A 19,459-nucleotide genomic window follows, 5' to 3' on the forward strand; every position below is an offset into this window, starting at 1 on the left:
CTCTATTACCAATATTAGTTAACATTTTAAATTCTAACATTAAATACTACAGTGTCAATAGATAACCTGATATTTTAATTGATATAATTCTAATATATTGAACCTTACAAAGACTGTCTAAACGCAAAAAAGTCAGGGGACGGCTTCTTCCGCGCCGTCGCCCTGACTCCTGCTCTCCCTTTTAAAAAACCTTATGCTTCCGTGATGAGCGAAGCCACACGCTCCAGCTTGGCCTTCAGCTCATCTATGTCCAGATTCATGTCCAAAGCGGCAAAGATGCCGGTGAAGTACGCTTCCACCTGGCCGGCCACGCGGCTTCGTTCTTCGGCCACCATTTGCGTCAAGAGCGACGCGAATTGCTCGCCTACTTGGGCGCTTCCTGTATTCAGGTAGGCAGATACCGGTTCCTGCAGGCGTTTTTCCAAATCCTCGCGCAGCTTGGCCTTGCCATCCTGTTCAAAAAAGTCTTTCGCGCTGCGGAACAGCGACAAGGATGGCTGGAGGCTTGCCAGAGAGACCGGAAGCTCATCGGCAAACGACAAGGTTTCCACCTTTCGCGGCTGATAAGGCGCCAGCGTCAAGCCGGATGCGTACTGCTGAACGTCCCGCTGCCACTGCTGCACGAGAGCCGCTCCCTGCTTGCCCAGAAACTTCTCCAGACGCAAGGTCGTCGCTCTCAGCTCCTGAGCCAGATCGTAGCTGATCGACCGGAGCAGATCGCCCAGGCAGCCTTGGAGCGCCTGCTTCATATTGCGGCCGTCCTCTTTCAGTACGGCCGGGTTAAAGGCGGTATTAAACAGTTCATTAAAGCGGAAAAACAGGCGCTGCTTTACATAGTACACCAGCTCTTCACGCTCTTTCAGCAAATCGCGTTCCGCCGAGGCAATCGACAGGCCTTCCACAGCAGCCAGGGCCGCTTCGCGAGCCTTCGTGGCTGCCTGCCTTCTGGCGTCGCGCTCCGATTCATCAGCCTCTGCCATGCGGATGAATTCTTCGAGGGTGGTGTGTGCCCGGCGTATTTCGCCCATCGCTGCATTGACAGCGATTTGCGTCAGCTCTTCCAGCGTAAAGCGAAGAAAATCCTGTTCAAACACGGCCATGCCCGACAGGCGAAGGGCTTCCTCTGCAGGAGCGAGCGGCTCCTCCTCCGGCGTGCCTGTGCGCTGACGGTAGACCTTTTCCGCAGAGCCTGCGAGCTTCCCGGCTTCGTGCATACGGGCCAACAAGGCGGTCTGGCTGGAAACCGGATAAATGCGCGGATGGCGAATGCCGCAGCTCAACAGGTTTTTCTCCACATGGGCAACAACCCCGGCAAGCTCTTCCTCGGAAGCCGCGAGATCGGCGGCATTGACGAGAAAGAACATCTTATCCATGTCAAATGTGTCCTTGACACGCCCCATCTGGAGCAGGAATTCGCGGTCCGCCTGCGAGAAGGCGTGGTTGTAATACGTAACGAACAGAACCGCGTCGGCATTTTTCATATATTCAAAGGCGACACCGGTATGGCGGGCGTTGATCGAATCGGCCCCCGGCGTATCCACCAGCACGATCCCTTGATCGGTGAGCGGACAAGAATAAAACAGTTCAATATATTCGGCAAAGCAAGCCTTTTCTTCTTTTGCCACAAACCCTTTGAAGGCTTTCATGTCGACGAGCAGCTCGCCGCCCAGGTGAGCGGACATCTCGCCGAGGCCCTTGGTGACCGCTTTCAAGAACGTGTAATGCGGCTTGGCCGTCGGCGGGATGCTGGAAACATCGATTTTGTTCAGCTCTGCCAACGCTTCCTCCAGATCGGAGGCAGCCAGGCCAAAAATCGCAAGCGAGCGAATGACGTCCTGCTCTACGGCTTCCCGGCTTTTCAGCACGACGCGAACCGTGCCGTGCGGATGCGTTTCTGTCGGCGGCATGATTTTATTGATCGCCGCCGTCGTCGGATTCGGCGAAACCGGCAGGACCAGCTCTCCCATCAAGGCGTTGGCAAACGACGATTTCCCTGCGCTGAATGCTCCGAACAGGGCGACGGTAAAACGATTGGCCTGCAAGCGCTCGGCTCGCTCCAGCATGGTCTCGGCTTGCGCCTGCATCCCCGGTATTGACTGAATCTCCCTGCTTGCCTGCTGCAGACGTTGTGCCGCAGCGATCAGTTTGTCTTTTAGCTGGTTCATGATTGAAAGTTACGCTCCTTCACGCAAAATCGCTTGCAATCGTTGCCGTGCAGCCTGCTCCATCGCAGAAAGCTGCCCCAGGCGGGCGTGGATCTGCATCAGCTCACGAAGCACCGCGAGCTGCTTTTGCAGCGCCATGCTTTCCTGTTCGGTCTGCTTCCTGATGAGCGCTGCTACCTGGTCGATCAAGCCCAATCCGGCACGGCGGTATTCTGTCTTGATACCGTTCGAAATGTCCGAACAGTAATTCATGACATACTCGCGGGTACTCGCCCCATCCTTTACGTGGGAGGCGAGAAATTCGGCTGTTACCTCGATCGTCGTGGCGTAGACTGCGGCATGATAAGCCTCGTCACGCAGATCGAATTGCTCCGGAAATTTGCTGAGCAGCTCCTTGAAGTGAAAATCGAGATTGGCCGCTACCTTTTCGCGGAAGTCTGCAAGCAGTACGTCCAATCTTCTCGCCCGCTCTTCCTCTGTCTTTTTCCCGGAAAAGAACAACCCCATCTTGAAGCCCGGCTTGCGGCTTTCCAAATACTGTTCCGCTGCCTCGTTCGTGCTGTAATAGGTGAGGCGGGCATTGTCCAGCAGCGCCGCCAGCTCTTTTTCCATCTGTTTGCGCGCCTTGTCCACCCGGCTCGCCAGTTCGCTTGCTGCTTCCTCGGCTGTTTGCAAGGCGTTCTTTACCCGACCGGCATCCCGGCTGTCCAAAGCGGGCATCTGCAGCTCATCCAGCCTGTTTTCCAACTCCTGGCGCTCGGCAGCGTTCTGTCTGCGCAGCACTTGAACGTGTTCCTCGATCAAATGCTCGGCAGCGTCCGCCACCGTTTTGCTGACCAGCTTTTCGCGGTCCGCGATCAGCTGCTCCAGCAACGCCCGGAATGCTTCGTACTGGTTTTCCTCGTGATCAGGCTCCGCCAGCGACGTGTAAAAGATCCCGTCCGGTTCAATATTCCACGTGGCGAAAGCCTCTTCCACGCTCTCCTTGTAGCTGTCAAAATCGAGTTCAAAATCGATATGCTTGTCAATCATATTTATAACAAGATAAACTGGCTTTCCGCGGTCTTTCAACGTTTTGGTAAAATTGAAGTTCTCTTCCGCCTGCACGTGGTTGTAATCCATCATGTAAATGACGACATCCGCCAAGTGCAAAGCCGACTCTGTCGCTATTTTGTGAGCCGCGTCCGTAGAGTCGATTCCGGGCGTATCAAGCAAGCTGGCCTTCTCATTGAGCATAGTCCCCGGATAGGAGACCTCCACCCACTCAACCGTATCGCCGTCGACGGCAAATTGCTTGAGTTTTTCCATTTCGGTGTCAGGGTCAAAGGTCAGCACGCCGTTATTATGCGTGTATACACGCGCCGCCTTTTCGCCGCCGCGGATTTTGACAACATTGGCACTGGTCGGAATCGGGTTGGAAGGCAAGAGACTGGCTCCCAACAGTGTATTGATCATTGTAGACTTACCGGCCGAAAAGTGGCCGCAAAATGCGATATTCAACTCCGCTCCGCGTGTTTTCTCCGCGAGCTGAAGCAGCTTCCCCGGTGTCGCATCGTCCTTTGTCTCTTCAATAGACGACGCCATCCGTTCCAGTCGATCAGCAAGCTGGGCGAAATCCGCTGCCCGCTCCATGACGTGACTTTGCACCTGTACCATCCTCTCCATTCTCCTACTCTACCATGCCGAATGTATCATACCTCCCCCGGTTGATCAATTCTTTTGCGCGAAAGTTTCCATTGGAACTGTTTGAGAACAGAGGAAAACGCATCTGTCTTCAGGACAGCCCCGCATACTTTCCTGCAGATTGGAAAAAATCCCAATAAGAACTTTCACATTTTTCCTGTAAGGGAGGGGGGCGAATCCGATTGTTTCGCAGAGTATGGGAAAAATGGAAAAACGAAGCAATAGCATCTTGCCGGAAACAGCAAAGCAGCCATTCTGATCAACAGGCTTCCAATAAAACTCCGCTTTCCGAAAGCTTGCAGGAAAATCTCGATATCATCAAACAGCGCCTGGGGAACCCGCAAGACCTGATCATCCGTCCATTTCTGATCGACAATAGCGGACGGGCTTGCGCTGTAGCCTGCATCGATGGACTGGTAGACAGCGAGCTCGTTCACGACAAGGTAGTAAAACATATACAGCTGCTGATGTCTCCCGCCGGCAAAGCTATCCCGGCACCCGACGAAGATATCATGGCTTTTATGCTCAATGAAGTGCTGTCCATTATTGAGGTGAAAACCGGAACCACCATGGAGGAAGTCCTGGACGCCATGCTGGTGGGAGATACCGCCTTTTTCGTGGACGGTTCCCATACAACCATTTTGATTGACAGCAGGGGCTGGGAGACGCGTGGCATCGAAGAACCTGTTTCGGAAGGTCTCGTACGCGGACCTCGAGACGGCTTCAACGAGAACATCCGGGACAATACAGTCCGCATCCGCCGCCGTGTGCGGGATCCCAAGCTTCGTTTTGACGCCACTACTGTCGGAAGGCGGAGCAAAACAGACCTGATCGTCGCATACATCGAAGACATCGCACATCCGAATATCGTAAACGAAATCAAACGGCGCATCTCCACCATTGACATCGATCAGGTGGAGGAGTCAGGTTATATTGAGCAATGGATCGAGGATAATTTCTTGTCGCCGTTTCCGCAAGTACAAAACACGGAGCGTCCGGATAAAGTCGCATCGGCCCTGTTTCAGGGGCGTGTTGCCATCATCCTGGACGGTACCCCCATGGTGCTTTTGGCTCCGGTTACACTGGGCATCATGCTTCATTCTCCCGAGGATTTTTACGAACGGTGGATGGTAGGCTCGCTTGCGCGGGTGCTTCGGTACCTGGCCTCTTATCTGGCCGTCTTTTCTCCAGCCCTCTATATCGCGCTGGTCACCTTTCATCCGGGACTGATTCCCTCGGACCTCGCCTTTTCCATCGCCGCCACCCGGGACGGCGTTCCGTTCCCGGCTGCCGTCGAATCCCTGATCATGGTAACCACCATGGAGCTGCTGCAGGAGGCGGGCTTGCGTCTGCCAAAGCCGATCGGACAAACCGTAGGCATCGTCGGCGGGCTTGTCATCGGCGAGGCAGCCGTTTCCGCCGGGATCGTCAGCCCTGTCATGGTCATTGTCGTGGCGATTACTGCGATCGCTTCCTTCGCCATTCCTTCCTATAATCTGGCCATCGCTTTTCGGATGATCCGTTTTGGCGCCATGCTTGCCGCTGCCATGTTTGGCCTCTACGGCGTGGTTCTGGCTTTTATCCTCATCGTCATCCATCTCACCAATTTGACCAGCATTGGTGTGCCCTACCTGGCACCACTTGCTCCGCAGCTTGTTTCCGACTGGAAAGATTACATCCTGCGCGCTCCTATCACGTTCTTCAAAAAACGGCCGGACATGCTGCAAACGAAAGACAAAACCCGCATGAAAGCAGGGAGATCGCAATGAACACCTTACCCTACGCGGATCAGAAGATTGGACAAAAAGAGATGGTGTTTATTGTCGCCAATGTCGTCATCGGGGTGGGCATTCTCACTTTCCCCCGGACTCTGGCTGCCAAGACGGGTTCGATCGACGGATGGATCTCGATCCTCATCTCCGGTCTGGTGGCTTCGGTGATCGGCTGGCTGCTGGGCAAATTGGCCAGTCGCTTTCCCGCAAACTCTTTTTTTGAATATGCGTCCCTGATCGTAAGCCGGCCCGTCGCACAGGTCATTACTTTTCTTGTCGGCATCTACTTCCTGCTGTTTGTTTCTTTTGAAGCCAGGGCTCTCGGCAATATCGCCAAGCAGTATTTGTTTACGACTACTCCTGTTGAAGTGATTACGCTCGCTTTCTTGCTGATCGTTCAATATGCTGTGGCTGGCACACGGATCGCCCTGCTGCGGCTGAACATGCTGTTTTTTCCGATTGTGCTGCTGATCAGTGCCGTTGTGCAGCTCTATTCGATCCAAATGCTCGAGCTGGATAACGTCAGACCGCTGTTCACTACCGGATTAGGTGCCCTTTTGCAAGGCTCAAAAGAAGTCAATCTGTCGTTTTCCGGCTACGAGGTCGTCCTTTTTTATACGCTGCTGATGACCCGGGCCGAGGACGCTCCCAAGGCCGTCGTGAAAGGACTGTTGATCCCTATTTTCCTGTACCTGACGATCTACATTTTTGTCATCGGCGTATTCTCCGCTGAGGTGGTGAAAAACTTGACCTACCCGACGATTGAACTGGCCAAAGACGTCGAAGTGCCCGGAGGGTTTATCGAACGTGTGGAGTCGCTCTTTTTCACCATCTGGATCATGACGATTTTCAATACCTGCACGGTCTTTTTCGATCTGGCGATTTTCAACCTGGGATCGATTTTCCCGAACGTCAGAAAGTTCACCTGGCTTTTGATCATCTCCCCTCTGGTCTACATGATTTCGCTTTGGCCGCAAAATCTGGTTCAGTTTTTCTCGCTGGGGGACCAGCTCGTCTATTTTGGAATATTCATCACTTACCTGGTCCCGATTCTTCTCTTGCTGATCGCCAAATGGAGGGGGGTGCGGGGAGATGAGTAAAAGCTCGGCTCGCCTTTTAGTGGCGGTATTATCCGTCTCCCTCCTCTCCGGCTGCTGGGACCAGGTACAAATCGAGGAACGCGGCTTTGTAGTCGGCGTTGGAATTGATTTGCCGTCCTCCAAAGAGATGGAAAGACAGGCAGAAAAGGAGGCTCCGGACAAACCGAAAGGGAAACGGCGGTATCTCGTTACGCATCAATTCGTCGTTCCGGGAGGACTTGTCTCAAACTCGCAAGGAGGAGGCGGCAGCCAGAGCAGCACGGGCGACCCGTTCCAGAACCTGACGTCTGAGGGAGATTCTCTGTTCGAAATCTCGCGTGAGCTGGCTGTCCGGACAAGCCGTTCACCGTTTTATCAACATTTAAAGGTTGTCATCGTCTCCGAGGAAGTGGCGAAATCGCCCAATACGTTTGCCGATGTTCTCGATTACTTCTTGCGCGATCCTGATTTGAGGAGGACCAGCAAGGTCATGATCTCCAAAGGGAAGGCCAAGCCTGTCCTGGAGGTAAAACCGAAAACGGAAAAGCTCCCTTCCCTCTACATCAACTCTGTTGCGGAAAATACAGACCGCACAGCACGCATGATCCCCGAGGTTCGCTTGGGGGAAGTACATGAAGATATGATCAACGAGTTCAGCTTTGTCCTCCCGCGTATTGTCGCCGCCAACAATGAAGTGAAAGTAGCAGGCGCTGCCGTATTTCAAGGCCAGGGAAACAAGATGATCGGCTTTCTCGGAGAGGAGGAGACGGAAGGATTGAACTTTCTCTTGGGAAACGTCCAGGGAGGGCTGCTGAAAACCAAAGTGAAAGACAATCTCGTGATCTTCAATATTCAGGGAACGAAAAGAACGATCAAGGCCGACGTCCGGGATAAAAAACGCATGCGTTTTCAGTTTTTCATCGAATGCGAGGGCGTAATCGCCGAGTCCTTCGAGCGCTTGGACTTTATGGAGAGTCGCATCATGGATAACCTTCAAAAGACAATCGCGGCAGAGATTGAAAGGCTTTCACATGATGCCATCCGCAAAGTGCAGAAGAAAATGAAAACCGACGTGTTGGAACTGGGCACATATGTAAAACAAACCCATCCTGATCTGTGGAAGCAACTCAAAGAGGACTGGGACCACGGCCGAAATCTGTTTGCCTCCAGCGAGATTGAAGTGAAGGCCGTTGTCTACATCCGCAATGGAGGGTCGGTGAACAAGACGGAAATCCGTTAGGAGGATCGGTTTATGCTCAGAAAGATATTCGGTACTCTGCCGCCTTATTTGACATTTTTCGGGGCGGTTTTGTCCATCTTGATCCCGTGGCTGTTCTACAAGGCTTCTCAAAAGCTTCACCAATATGGCGATCCGCCGTGGAAAAATGGAAGCACCGGTCAGAAGGGGGAATGACCTCCCCCTTTTTTCCTGCTGAGCAAGGGAAGCCTGCAAAGAACAGCGCAAGTTGATTTTGATTCATGTATAATGGCGTACAGAAACATCGCTTGGGGGAGGTATTTTCGATGCGGCTTGCAGGTAAAAAGGTTTTATGCCTGGTTGATGAAGAATTTGAGGACTTGGAGTTGTGGTACCCGATTTACAGAGTGCAGGAGGAAGGAGCAGTCGTTCATCTGGCAGGTCCCGTCAGCGGCAAAAGCTATACGGGCAAATACGGCGTGCCTGCAAAAGCGGATTTTGCTTTTGCTGACATCAACATCGACGAATACGACGGTCTGCTGGTACCTGGCGGCTGGGCGCCCGACAAGCTGAGGCGCTATCCGGAAGTGCTCGCTTTTGTACGCCGCATGAACGAACGGGAAAAGCCGATCGGACAGATCTGCCACGCAGGATGGGTTTTGATCTCCGCAAAAATCCTGGATGGCCGCAGGGTTACCTCGACGCCAGGCATTCGCGACGATATGGAAAACGCTGGCGCGATTTGGCTGGATGAACCAGTCGTGGTCGACGGACATCTTGTTTCCAGCAGACGTCCGCCCGATTTGCCGGCTTACGCAAAAGCATTTTGCGATCGCTTGGCAGGTGTATAAGCCATTCCTTTGAAGCGGCAAAAGCCACCCCTGTATTTCAGGAAGGTGGCTTTTGTTTTTGCTATTGCTTTCGGCTGCTGTCTTTTATCGTATGCGGATGGGCCAAATGCCCGGCAAGACGACCTCGCTGCATACGAGGCGTTTTTCCAGCAAGCGGCGCGGTCTTATCCTCCATCCTTTGAGCGCAGGAGTCTCATGCCGTTGGCAATCACGATCAGCGAGCTTCCCGTGTCGGCGAGCACAGCCATCCAGAGCGTCGAGTAGCCAAACAGAATCATCAGCAGAAAGACAACTTTGACGAGCAGAGAAAATGCGATATTCTGCTTGATGATGCGAAGCGTCCGCCTGCTGAGGCCAATCGCGTATGGCAGCTTGGACAAGTCATCAGCCATCAGTGTAATATCGGCGGTTTCCATCGCCGTATCCGAGCCGGCTCCGCCCATCGCGATCCCCACTGTTGCCGCAGCCAGAGCCGGAGCATCATTGACTCCATCCCCCACCATGGCTACGCCCTTCGAGGTGGACTGCCACGCTTGAATCGCAGAAAGCTTGTCGGCCGGGAGCAGTTCTGCCTTGTACGCGGTCAGCCCCAACCGCTCCGCTACGGCATGGGCCGTTCCTCTGTTGTCCCCGGTCAGCATCGCTACCTGTTTTATGCCCAGCTGCCGGAGTTTGGCGACGACCGAAGCGCTCTCCTCCCGCACCTGGTCAGCCAATCCGATCAGGGCGATGACTTGCTGTCCGCAACCAAGCAGCATCAGTGTGTGACCTTTTTGCTGCAGCGCCTCGATTCTCGACTGTACAGAGTCGAGCGCAAAATGAAGCTCATTTTGGAACCAGCGTGGGTTGCCCAGATAGTAGTCGTTGCCGTCCACAGTCGCTTGCACACCGCGCCCCGTCACTGATGTAAAACCGTTGATCGGCATGGGCCTCACTCCGATTTGCTGTGCCCGCCGCAGGATCGCAGCTGCCAAAGGATGTTCGGACATCGCTTCCAGAGAAGCAGCGATGGCCATTACCTCAGCCTCATCTCTTCCTTCCAGCGGGATGACGGTTGTCACTTCTGGCCTCCCAACTGTGAGTGTTCCCGTTTTATCAAATGCGATGGTGCTGATCGCGCCCAGCCGTTCGAGATGGACCCCGCCTTTGATCAAAATGCCGTGTTTGGCTGCGTTGCCAATCGCAGACACGATGGAAACAGGCGTGGAAATGACGAGCGCACACGGGCAAGCCACTACCAGCATCATCAGTGCCCGGTAAAACCAGAGCTCAAACGGCTCCTGCAGAAACAAAGGGGGAACGACGGCGATCAAAGCGGCGACCACGATCACTGCCGGCGTATAATACTGGGAAAACACATCCACAAACCGCTGCGATGGAGCTTTTTGCGCCTGCGCTTCTTCCACCAGATGGACGATTTTGGACAAGGTATTCTCCTCAAATCGCCTTGTTACCTTGATCTTCAGCGCGCCCTGCTCGTTGATCGTGCCCGCAAAGACGTCGTCACCTGCGTTCTTTTCGACCGGCACGGATTCTCCTGTGATCGGGGCCTGATTGACCGTGGAAACACCCTCGATGACCGTACCGTCCATCGCGATCTTCTCGCCGGGCCTGACGAGGACGATCTCCCCTACATGGATCGACTCGACAGGAAGTCTTACTTCCCGCCCCTCCCTTATGACGGCCGCTTCCTCCGGCGCCAGCTTCATCAGGCTGCGGAGAGACTGACGCGTCCGATCCATCGTATACGCCTCCAGTGTCTCCCCAAGTGAAAACAGGAAGACAACAGCCGCCCCCTCTGCCCATTCACCAATAGCCGCAGCGCCGAGAACGGCAATCGTCATCAAAAAATCGATGCCAAGCGTCCTGGACTTCAAGCCGTATATCCCGCTCTTGGCAATGCGAAAGCCGCCGATGACAATCGTTGCCGCATACAGCAAGGTGATGACGGTCTCCGGAATCCCGGCCCATAGATCAAGCGTCCACGCCACGAGAAAAATGGAACCGGAGATCAGCGTCGACCACGCCTTCTTGTTTTGCTGCCAGAAGCTCTTGTTTTCCAGCTGCTTCTTGTCCTTCTCCAGTACCGCGTCATAACCGGCCTGTTTGACTGTCCGAACAATCGCCTCCTCAGCGTTCTCTTCGTGCAGCACAGTCATTTTGGCAGCGCCGAAGTTGACCACCACTTGAGAGACAGACGCGAGCGCCCCTACCTTTTTTTCCAGGCCGCGGGCACAGTCTGCGCAATCCATGCCGCTGATGCGAAAGACAGTTCGCTGCCCGTCCCCCTGGATATCGGCCGATGCTACCGCGGCATCCGGACCTTTTTCCCCATCGTGCATATGATGATGATGCCCATCGTGATGACTGTGCGAATGACTATGTGAACTGCAGCATGAGGCAGACTGTGAGCCTGGAGCGGCTTCACTTCCGTGTGAAACTGCCTTGACAAGCGTCTCTGACTGGAACAGGGGCTCACAACAACCAGGTTTTCTGGACATCTCCAACACCCCAACATATGATTAATTGTTCATATTTGAAATCTCACCCTTATCATATTTTTCCATCGTTCGAAAAGTCAACACCCTTTTTTCTGCCATGGCAAGATTTCGCAAAATAGCCTCGTCAGCTTTTTTGAGTGCATGTCCTTTCCTTTTCCCAATAAAAAAACCCGGCAGATACCGAGTTTTCCTAAAACATCTGCTATTTTTGCTTATTCGTGCTTCAGATGCTGCAGGGTCTGAACAAAAATTTGTTCCATATGGTCATCATCCAGCGAGTAGAAGACCGTCTTGCCCACCTTGCGCCGCTTTAAAATCCGCAAATTCCGCAGATACCGCAATTGATGGGATACAGCCGACTGCCCCATCCCCAATGCCGTAGAAATATCGTGGACGCACAATTCCTGCTGCAGCAGCGCGTAAATGATTTTGACCCGCGTCGGATCTCCCAGTGCGCGGAAGAGATCGGCCAAATCAACAGCCGTTTGATCATCTATCATTTTATCCTCAAGTCTTGCGGCGTCCAAAGCCTCCGACCCTTGACACGTATCATCGCATGCTTCCTGCATATCTCCTTGACCCATCCAACACACCACCCTCATCAATAACCCTCTTTTGTCAGTATAGCAAAATTCGCGCAAGGTGTCGTCCGCGACTGTATCATTCATGAGCATTCGCGGCCCTGCTCGCAGCCCCATTTTACGCATGACGGAGAAGACCCGGCCCAAAAGTTGCACTCGGTAAACTTTTTGTTGCTGAGCGAAAAATATTGGTCTATACTAAATTTTAAAGAGAAACATATAGACAATTGCTCATAGTGTAAGGAAGAGGAAGCAATTTGCCTTTTATTTAGAAGGAGGCAGGTGTCCATGTCATCACCAATCCGTTTGCTCGACGCGAAAACCGGCACCAAGCTCCGATTGACAAAGCTGGAAGTCACAGGGGTGCTTCGCAGAAGATTGCTCGATCTGGGGTTTGTCCCCGGAAACGTGGTGGAAGTTCTGCAAAAAAGCCCGCTCGGAGACCCGACTGCCTTTCGCGTAAACAATACAACGATTGCCCTCAGAAAAGAGGAAAGCGGTCTGATCTTCGCAGAATTGCTGGAGGTGTAATCACATGATGGAAAAAACAATCGCTCTGGCAGGAAATCCAAACACGGGGAAAAGCACGCTGTTCAATGCCCTGACCGGATTGTCCCAGCATACGGGAAACTGGGCCGGAAAGACCGTCACGATGGCTGCCGGCCATTTTGAATACCAAGGCCAGGCATATCGGATCATTGATCTTCCCGGCACGTATTCACTGTATTCCAACTCCACTGACGAAGAAGTGGCGAGAAACTATATTATTCTGGAACAGCCCGATGTTACTGTTGTCGTCCTGGATGCGACTTCGCTGGAACGTAACCTCAATCTTGCGCTGCAAGTAATGGAAATGACCAATCGGGTCGTCCTCTGCATCAATTTGATCGACGAAGCCATGCGTTTGGGCGTGCGCATCGATGTCGCAAAGCTCCAGGAACGGCTTGGCGTACCAGTCGCAACGATTTCGGCCCGCAAAAAAATCGGCATCGACGGACTGCTGGAAAAAGTCGGGCAAGTCGCTTCAGGACAATTGATCCCTGAGCCTGCGCCAATCGTGTACAGCCGGGAGATCGAGGAAAAAATCAAAATGCTGGAGCCTCACGTCGTCCGCCTTTTAGGGAACCGGTTTCCTCCGCGCTGGGTGGCGCTTCGCCTCCTAGACGGCGACACGGATCTCATCTCCACACTGAAGTCGCCTGCGGGCGCTCCAGCGGCGGAAGCCGGGGAGGTGATGCAGCTTGGGAACGCCTCTTGCCACTGAAAAACCGGATTCGCTAGATGCTCTCTATGCAATGGCGCAAAGGCTGGCAAACGGAGAGTCGATCCGCGACGAGATCGTCGGCGACATCTACAGAGCGACTCATTCCATATGCCACGAAGCCGTAAAGTACGAGGACAAAAAAAGGCTGGAGCAGACGTATCGTCTCGACCGCATCGTGACTTCTCCCATCTGGGGTTTTCCCATCATGCTGGCCATTCTTGGCGTGGTCTTCTGGCTGACGATCGCTGGTGCCAACGTTCCCTCTTCGATGCTAGCCTCTTTCTTTGGCGTAATCGAAGACTATTTGACTGCCGGATTCCAGGCTGTTCATGCGCCGGATTGGCTGTACGGCGTTCTGGTTCTGGGGCTGTATCGCGGGACCTCCTGGGTCGTCTCCGTCATGCTTCCGCCGATGGCGATTTTCTTTCCGATCTTCGCCCTGTTGGAAAATTTCGGATACTTGCCGCGAGTCGCCTTTAACATGGACCGCTTGTTCAAAAGCTCGGGGGGCCATGGGAAGCAGGCATTGACCATGTCCATGGGATTCGGCTGCAATGCGGCTGCGATTCTGTCGACGCGGATCATCGAGTCGCCCCGCGAGAGAATGATCGCGATTCTGACCAACAACTTCGTTCCCTGCAACGGCAGATGGCCTACCTTGATCCTGTTGGCCTCCCTCTTTATGGCTGCAGGCGTCGCCAGTCAGTACACCACGCTCGTAACAGCTCTGGTCCTGATGGGAATGGTACTGATCGGCATCGTCGTGACGCTTGCCGTCTCCTGGATTTTGTCCAAGACTGCGCTGCGCGGTGTACCGACGCACTATACATTGGAGCTGCCGCCGTTTCGCAAGCCGCAAATTCTGAAAACCGTCCTCCTCGCCTCCAAGGACAAATCGCTGAGTGTTCTCAACCGCGCGATTATTGTTGCGGCACCGGCAGGGGTGATCACCTGGATTTTGGGCAACATCACGGTAGGAGATGCCAGCATCCTTGCACATATGGCTTCGTTCTTTGATCCATTTGCTCACGCGCTCGGACTGGACGGCTATATCATCATGGCCTTTCTGCTCGGCCTGCCTGCCAATGAAATCGTTTTGCCGATCCTCCTGATGGGCTATCTCTCCTCCGGCGCGATGGTCGATCTGGAAAGCACGGCGAACATCAAGGATATTTTCCTGGCACACGGCTGGACATGGCTTACGGCGCTGAACATGATGTTGTTTTCGCTTTTGCACTACCCTTGCGGAACCACGCTGTTTACTATTTACAAAGAAACAAAAAGCGTCAAATGGACGGTGCTCTCGGCAGCCATTCCGCTTTGCATCGCCATTGCGGTCACGTATGCAACGACACAGATTGCCTATGCATTTGGCTGGGTATAACTCCTTTTCGACAAGAAAAAATGGAAGCAAACGATTTTGGGCGGCCCTTATTGGCCGCCTTCCTTCTTTTTTCACCTCCAAATAACCTTTCGTCACATACACTGTATGAAACTTATGTTTTCAGGAGGACCATTGTGGGACGATGGAAATGGAAGTTCAAAAAGGTTCTTCGCAACAGATACGGAAGAGAAATATGGATCGTGAAAAACCGAGAGGGAACGCAGGGGTATTTTAAATTCCCGGTGACCAGACAGCGGAAAAACTATCGTATTCTGCTCGCAAACGAGTATATCGCAGCGGAGCTTGCCAAGCTTGTCGGACTCCCCGCAGCCAAGGTAAAGGAGATCAGAGTAAAAGGGCGAAGAGGATGGAAAAAACGGGGGATTGTTTCCTTGAAAGCCACGGCAAAGGAAGTGATCCCGTGGAAGAAAGCTTCGCCAGAGGTTCACCGGAACCCGGAGCAGCATGTCCATCAATCAGACCTGTTGGCTCAGCTTGCGGTTTTCGATGCCTGGATCATGAATCCGGATCGGACCAACCGAAACCTGATTCTATACCGCAATCAAGCCGATGATCGCTACCGTTGGTACCTGATCGATCACGGCATTGCTCTGTTTGGATCGCCGGAGAGGTGGAAGACCAAAAAAGCGCGCCGACCGCAGAGAAGCGGGGCCCTCTTTCCCCGTACCAACAGAAGAAAAAAGCAGTTGCGCATTCCAGCCGGGTTAAAACGCTTCACATCGGACAAACGTTCACTGGTTTCGCAAATGGTTGAAAAAATACAAGCCTTGTCTCCCCAGGATATCAAGAGAGCCATAAACAAGGTACCGCAAAAATACTTGAAAAAATCGGAGAAAGCCTATATCAAGAGGTTATTGTGCGCAAGACAAAAAACGCTGCCCGCCATCATGAACGATGTCCTGGCCCACATCCGGCCTGCTACCTGAAGCTGCTCAAGTCGAAAGCGCTCCTGAAAAGGCAGCGGATCATCTCCCTGCCGACCAGCCGTGTACAGAAAATATTCGATAAAAAAAAGATGAGAAACAGGAGTTGATCACTGTTTCCCACCTTGCAAACAATATGTATTGGTGCCGGTAGAGGGACTTGAACCCCCACGGTTTCCCTCACGATTTTGAGTCGCGCGCGTCTGCCAATTCCGCCATACCGGCACATATGAAATTCTATGGTCGGGAAGACAGGATTCGAACCTGCGACCCCTTGGTCCCAAGCCAAGTACTCTACCAAGCTGAGCTACTTCCCGACATTGACTGTGGTGCAGGTTCCCGAAAAGATATCGTTTTCGGAAAACCAGCTTTTTGAGGCAAATGGCGTGCCCTGAGAGATTCGAACTCCCGACCTTTTGATTCGTAGTCAAACGCTCTATCCAGCTGAGCTAAGGGCACATTTTGTCTGATTTTGTCGCACCTAGGCGACAATTCAATAATATACATGTTTTTATGTAAAAAAGCAAGTAAAATCTTTACCACCTCCTCATTTCCTTCCCCTTGCATCCCGGGAAGACTGCTTTTTTCACCCCGATACAGGCAGGTTTCGCTTGCGAGTACAGGAAGACCGCTGCCGCTCATTTACGCGCAATTGATACAGGCAGAGCAGCAGCCCGTCGATACCTTTCGAAAAGATCGGTTGAACGGATAGTCCAATGGATGGCGTCCGTAAACAATCCATTGTCCCTTTGCGTTTCGGCGCAATTGATACACGCGGAAAAACCGGTCGTCCTTGTCAAAGCCAAACCAGACGGCGATCGTCACCCTGCCTTTTGCATGAGAGAGCAATTTCTTTTTGAGAATGGGCGGCGCTCCAATTCCGTCCCCTACGGGTATGGCCAGACGTCCCCCAATCCTTCTCAATTGCAGATTCCGGATCACTCGCTCCGCCAGACAAGCAGACATGCTTTTTTGCAAGTACCGCTTGATTTTTACCTTGGAATTGAAGCGCTCCGGGAGCAAAACTCCTCTTTGCCCGATTCGCTTCCTGGCCGAAAAGACGATCGTCCAAAACGAATCCTCGGCCCTTGCAATCGCCCGTATCCATGCTTTGTTCATCCGCAAACACCTCCTGTTTTAAAGGTATGCATCTGTCCTTCTGCACGGTTGTGCTGCTGTCATGCCACATAATTTTCCTCCGGGCGGACAATCTAAATGAGACAGATGATGACGAACAGGAGGAATGGTGCTCGTGCCAGCACAAATCAACACCGACCAATTGAAAAAGGCGGAGGTATCCGCTACTCTTGCCAAAACGCTAATTACGCAGGCGATTGAACAGTCCGCCGCCAACCCGCAATTGGCGGAGCAAGCACTCAAGCAAGCTTCCGAAGAGATTGCCCAGGCGCAAACGATGGTCTCCCAGGTGCAATCGACGATCCAGACACAGTCTCAACAGCAAGGACAGCAAGCCTGAAAAATAGGGCAGATCCGTGGCGGTCTGCCCTTTGCCTTTCCCAGAGACCCAAGAGCTTTTTGCAAGGAAACAACCGATAATCAGCGCGTTTCCGACCTGGCATAAGTCAGGGGTGTCTTTTTGCTTTCTGCACGTTCACCCAGTTACAATAGCAGAAGCAAACCTATTGGAAAGGCTGGATTCGCATGTTGCAACTGCAAGGTATCAATCATTTGCTTTTTTCTGTTTCCGACCTGGAGCGTTCCATCCGCTTTTATCAGGACGCACTTGGAGCCAAGCTGCTTGTCCGTGGCCGAAAGCTGGCCTACTTTGACTTAAACGGCCTGTGGCTCGCCCTAAATGAAGAGACAGACATCCCCCGCAATGAAATTCACCAGTCGTACACACATATCGCCTTTTCTGTGGAGGAGAACCAGTTTGAAGAGTGGAAAGATCATCTCATAGCCTCGGGTGCTGCCATTTTGCCCGGGCGCGAGCGGGATGAGCGGGACAAGCTGTCGATTTACTTTACAGACCCGGATGGCCACAAGTTTGAGTTGCATACCGGCACCAGGGAGGATCGGCTGGCTTACTACCGGGAAACCAAGCCTCACATGACTTTTTTTGACTAATACCAGACGCTACGGACTAAATAGTGGCAAAATCTTCCCATTCATGAGAAATTTCCTTTTTCCCGCTTGTCATCCATGGTAGGCTAGTTCAAAAGAACTATTTTATTAGCTTTTTTCCCCACAAATAAAACGGTGAGAGACAACAGTGTAAAAACCGGCCTATCTCCTTGTCAGGAATAGGTCATTTTTACGACAGCGGAGGTATTTTTCATGTTATGGAAACATTCGAATTCAATCGCATCCAATAGCAGAGCCTTCCCGATCAAGGATAGCGACGTGGAGCCCCCCGAGCGAATTGAGAGCAAGGTCAAATTTTTGCATCTGACCAATCACGATCTGGAGATGATCCGTCGCTTGCAGCCACTCTTGCAGGAGGTAACGCCTGTCATTACCGATCAGCATTACCGCATGCTGGGCGAATTTCCCGAGCTTCTGTCGATCATCGACCAAAACACGACGATTGAGCGGCTGTCCGGTTCTTTTCGCCGCTACTTGCAATCGCTCGCCACGGGAGAACTGACTGAGGACTATATTGCCGGCCGGGAAAAAATCGGTGTCATTCATAGCAAAATCGGATTGGCCCCTGAGTGGTACATGGGCTCGTATTTGCGTGTCTACGAACATCTGGTGCCAGCCATCGTCAGCGCTTACGCCAAACGTCCCGCGGAGCTGTCTGACGCCCTTCTCGCACTGCTCAAGGTCATAACGCTCGACTCTCAAATCGTGCTGGAATCGTATCAGGCGGACAACGACTTCAAGGTAATTGACCGGCTGGGCAATGTGCTGGAGCTCGTCATGCAGATCGATAAAATCAAACACGTACTGGACAGGCTCGGCCGCACCACCGACGAGGCTGGCAATGTGAGCACCGCTGCGGAGCAGCTCTCCCTGTCCGTTCAAAAGGTGGCCCAATCGTCAGCCGAGGTAGCGGAAAATGCCCTGTCCGCCATGGAACAAGCGGACAGGGGCAAGGAAATTATCGCCTCCTCCCTCACCGGCTTTTTGGCCATGGCAGAAGAATTTTACGAAACCAAAGCGAAAATCGCCCAGTTGCAAAAGTCGATTGACAAAGTATCCCAGGTCGTGGAGATGATCCGTTCCATCGCCGATCAGACGAATCTGCTCGCCCTCAACGCATCGATCGAGGCAGCGCGGGCGGGGGAACAAGGACGGGGCTTCGCGGTCGTGGCCGGGGAGGTCCGGAAATTGGCGGAACAGACAAAATCCTCCGTCCAAACGATCACCGCCACCATTCAAAATGTTCAGTCCGATGCTAATCTGGTAGGCCAAACGGCTGAGCGGATGACCGGACAGATCGATGAAAGAGTCGCCCATACAAGGGAGGCCATTCAGCTATTCAACCTGATTGTGGAGAGCATCAAAGAGGTCAGCCGCTCTACGGAACATATCGCGGCCATCGCAGAAGAACAGTCCGCCGCCACCTCCGACATAACCAGGCGCGTCTCCAGCGTTCAGGAAAACATGGAATTGATCGCAGCCAATGTGTCCACCGCCGGCCAGAACGTGTACGACATCGGCGTCGCTGTCAACGAATTGCATAAACTCAGCATCAGCCAAACCTCTTCCCTGCGGGACAAGCACTACCTGCGAATCGTCAAGACCGATCACCTGCTGTGGAAGTGGTGGCTCTACAACTTCATGCTCGGATACCACCAGATCGAAGAAAATGAACTCGTCAACCATCACCAATGCCGCTTGGGGACATGGTACGACGCGGCCAAAGAAAACGGCTCGCTCGGCTCTCTGGAAACGTTCCGAAAGCTCGAGGAGCCGCATCGCCAATTTCACGAGCTGGTACGCTCTATCTTCTTCCATGTAAAGGAAGGCAGACACCAGGAGGCACAAGCAGCTTTCTCCCGTCTGGAAGAGGTGTCCGAAGCGGTGATCCGGTGCCTGGATGAGTTGGCTGACAGCTTATAGGCATGTCC

17 protein-coding genes and 3 tRNA genes are annotated in these 19,459 nt (G+C 53.0%); 12 read left to right on the top strand and 8 right to left on the bottom strand.

All coding sequences use genetic code 11. The annotated features are described in order from the left end of the window. Window positions 1-191 precede the first annotated feature (191 nt). Both NST37_RS18805 and NST37_RS18810 read right to left on the bottom strand, forming a co-directional pair. Complete coding sequence (locus NST37_RS18805; RefSeq protein ID WP_339185650.1) at window positions 192-2,165, bottom strand: dynamin family protein; 1,974 nt, start codon at window positions 2,163-2,165, stop codon at window positions 192-194. Window positions 2,166-2,174: 9 nt separating this feature from the next. Beyond that, window positions 2,175-3,821: a dynamin family protein gene (locus NST37_RS18810; protein ID WP_339185651.1), complete on the bottom strand. Its 1,647-nt coding sequence runs from the start codon at window positions 3,819-3,821 to the stop codon at window positions 2,175-2,177. A gap of 323 nt (window positions 3,822-4,144) precedes the next feature. Here NST37_RS18810 and NST37_RS18815 point away from each other — a divergent pair, with 323 nt between their 5' ends. The 5 genes from NST37_RS18815 (at window position 4,145) to NST37_RS18835 (ending at window position 8,748) form a co-directional block, all read left to right on the top strand. Then, on the top strand, window positions 4,145-5,617 hold the full coding sequence (locus NST37_RS18815; RefSeq protein WP_227277933.1) for a spore germination protein: 1,473 nt from the start codon (window positions 4,145-4,147) through the stop codon (window positions 5,615-5,617). After that, a complete protein-coding gene (locus tag NST37_RS18820; RefSeq protein WP_172920292.1) occupies window positions 5,614-6,720 on the top strand; it encodes an endospore germination permease in 1,107 nt (368 codons plus the stop codon). Before NST37_RS18815 ends, NST37_RS18820 begins: the two co-directional genes overlap by 4 nt. Further along, a complete protein-coding gene (locus tag NST37_RS18825; protein WP_327956408.1) occupies window positions 6,713-7,939 on the top strand; it encodes a Ger(x)C family spore germination protein in 1,227 nt (408 codons plus the stop codon). The genes NST37_RS18820 and NST37_RS18825 overlap by 8 nt, the downstream gene beginning before the upstream one ends. Before the next feature lie 12 nt (window positions 7,940-7,951). Continuing rightward, window positions 7,952-8,113 (top strand): hypothetical protein, encoded by a 162-nt coding sequence (locus NST37_RS18830; RefSeq protein ID WP_003388993.1) that lies wholly within the window; start codon window positions 7,952-7,954, stop codon window positions 8,111-8,113. Between the two features lie 110 nt (window positions 8,114-8,223). Further along, a complete protein-coding gene (locus NST37_RS18835; protein ID WP_003388991.1) occupies window positions 8,224-8,748 on the top strand; it encodes a type 1 glutamine amidotransferase domain-containing protein in 525 nt (174 codons plus the stop codon). Window positions 8,749-8,912: 164 nt separating this feature from the next. Here NST37_RS18835 and NST37_RS18840 read toward each other — a convergent pair whose 3' ends face one another. Then, a complete protein-coding gene (locus NST37_RS18840; RefSeq protein WP_339185652.1) occupies window positions 8,913-11,090 on the bottom strand; it encodes a heavy metal translocating P-type ATPase in 2,178 nt (725 codons plus the stop codon). Between the two features lie 371 nt (window positions 11,091-11,461). Continuing rightward, on the bottom strand, window positions 11,462-11,833 hold the full coding sequence (locus tag NST37_RS18845) for a metalloregulator ArsR/SmtB family transcription factor (protein ID WP_339185653.1): 372 nt from the start codon (window positions 11,831-11,833) through the stop codon (window positions 11,462-11,464). A gap of 285 nt (window positions 11,834-12,118) precedes the next feature. Here NST37_RS18845 and NST37_RS18850 point away from each other — a divergent pair, with 285 nt between their 5' ends. The 4 genes from NST37_RS18850 to NST37_RS18865 all read left to right on the top strand — a co-directional run bounded on the left by NST37_RS18850 (window position 12,119) and on the right by NST37_RS18865 (window position 15,425). After that, window positions 12,119-12,361, top strand: coding sequence for a FeoA family protein (locus NST37_RS18850; RefSeq protein ID WP_003388987.1), 243 nt, complete (start codon window positions 12,119-12,121; stop codon window positions 12,359-12,361). A 4-nt stretch (window positions 12,362-12,365) separates the two neighbouring features. Then, on the top strand, window positions 12,366-13,094 hold the full coding sequence (locus NST37_RS18855) for a FeoB small GTPase domain-containing protein (protein ID WP_003388986.1): 729 nt from the start codon (window positions 12,366-12,368) through the stop codon (window positions 13,092-13,094). Continuing rightward, the gene (locus NST37_RS18860) at window positions 13,072-14,478 is read left to right on the top strand and encodes a nucleoside recognition domain-containing protein (RefSeq protein WP_003388985.1); all 1,407 of its coding nucleotides are present in this window, start codon (window positions 13,072-13,074) and stop codon (window positions 14,476-14,478) included. The genes NST37_RS18855 and NST37_RS18860 overlap by 23 nt, the downstream gene beginning before the upstream one ends. Window positions 14,479-14,612: 134 nt before the next feature. Continuing rightward, window positions 14,613-15,425 carry a HipA family kinase gene (locus NST37_RS18865; RefSeq protein ID WP_024982838.1) on the top strand — a complete coding sequence of 271 codons (813 nt, stop codon included), beginning with the start codon at window positions 14,613-14,615 and terminating at the stop codon, window positions 15,423-15,425. Window positions 15,426-15,564: 139 nt separating this feature from the next. Here the strand turns inward: NST37_RS18865 and NST37_RS18870 are convergent. From NST37_RS18870 to NST37_RS18885, 4 genes are all read right to left on the bottom strand, one after another. Continuing rightward, window positions 15,565-15,647: transfer RNA gene (locus tag NST37_RS18870), tRNA-Leu, on the bottom strand. A 15-nt stretch (window positions 15,648-15,662) separates the two neighbouring features. Further along, window positions 15,663-15,739 (bottom strand) — tRNA-Pro (locus NST37_RS18875). Between the two features lie 65 nt (window positions 15,740-15,804). Then, a tRNA-Arg gene (locus tag NST37_RS18880) sits at window positions 15,805-15,881 on the bottom strand. 183 nt (window positions 15,882-16,064) lie between these two features. Continuing rightward, window positions 16,065-16,541: a hypothetical protein gene (locus NST37_RS18885; RefSeq protein ID WP_024983934.1), complete on the bottom strand. Its 477-nt coding sequence runs from the start codon at window positions 16,539-16,541 to the stop codon at window positions 16,065-16,067. Window positions 16,542-16,674: 133 nt separating this feature from the next. Here NST37_RS18885 and NST37_RS18890 point away from each other — a divergent pair, with 133 nt between their 5' ends. The 3 genes from NST37_RS18890 to NST37_RS18900 all read left to right on the top strand — a co-directional run bounded on the left by NST37_RS18890 (window position 16,675) and on the right by NST37_RS18900 (window position 19,451). Next, complete coding sequence (locus tag NST37_RS18890) at window positions 16,675-16,899, top strand: hypothetical protein (protein ID WP_003388981.1); 225 nt, start codon at window positions 16,675-16,677, stop codon at window positions 16,897-16,899. 185 nt (window positions 16,900-17,084) lie between these two features. Continuing rightward, the gene (fosB, locus tag NST37_RS18895) at window positions 17,085-17,510 is read left to right on the top strand and encodes a metallothiol transferase FosB (protein ID WP_031931860.1); all 426 of its coding nucleotides are present in this window, start codon (window positions 17,085-17,087) and stop codon (window positions 17,508-17,510) included. Window positions 17,511-17,720: 210 nt separating this feature from the next. Beyond that, the gene (locus NST37_RS18900; protein WP_024983932.1) at window positions 17,721-19,451 is read left to right on the top strand and encodes a protoglobin domain-containing protein; all 1,731 of its coding nucleotides are present in this window, start codon (window positions 17,721-17,723) and stop codon (window positions 19,449-19,451) included. Window positions 19,452-19,459: the final 8 nt, after the last annotated feature.

It is taken from the genome of Brevibacillus sp. FSL K6-6036, from assembly GCF_037964015.1.
GTDB lineage: Bacteria > Bacillota > Bacilli > Brevibacillales > Brevibacillaceae > Brevibacillus > Brevibacillus borstelensis.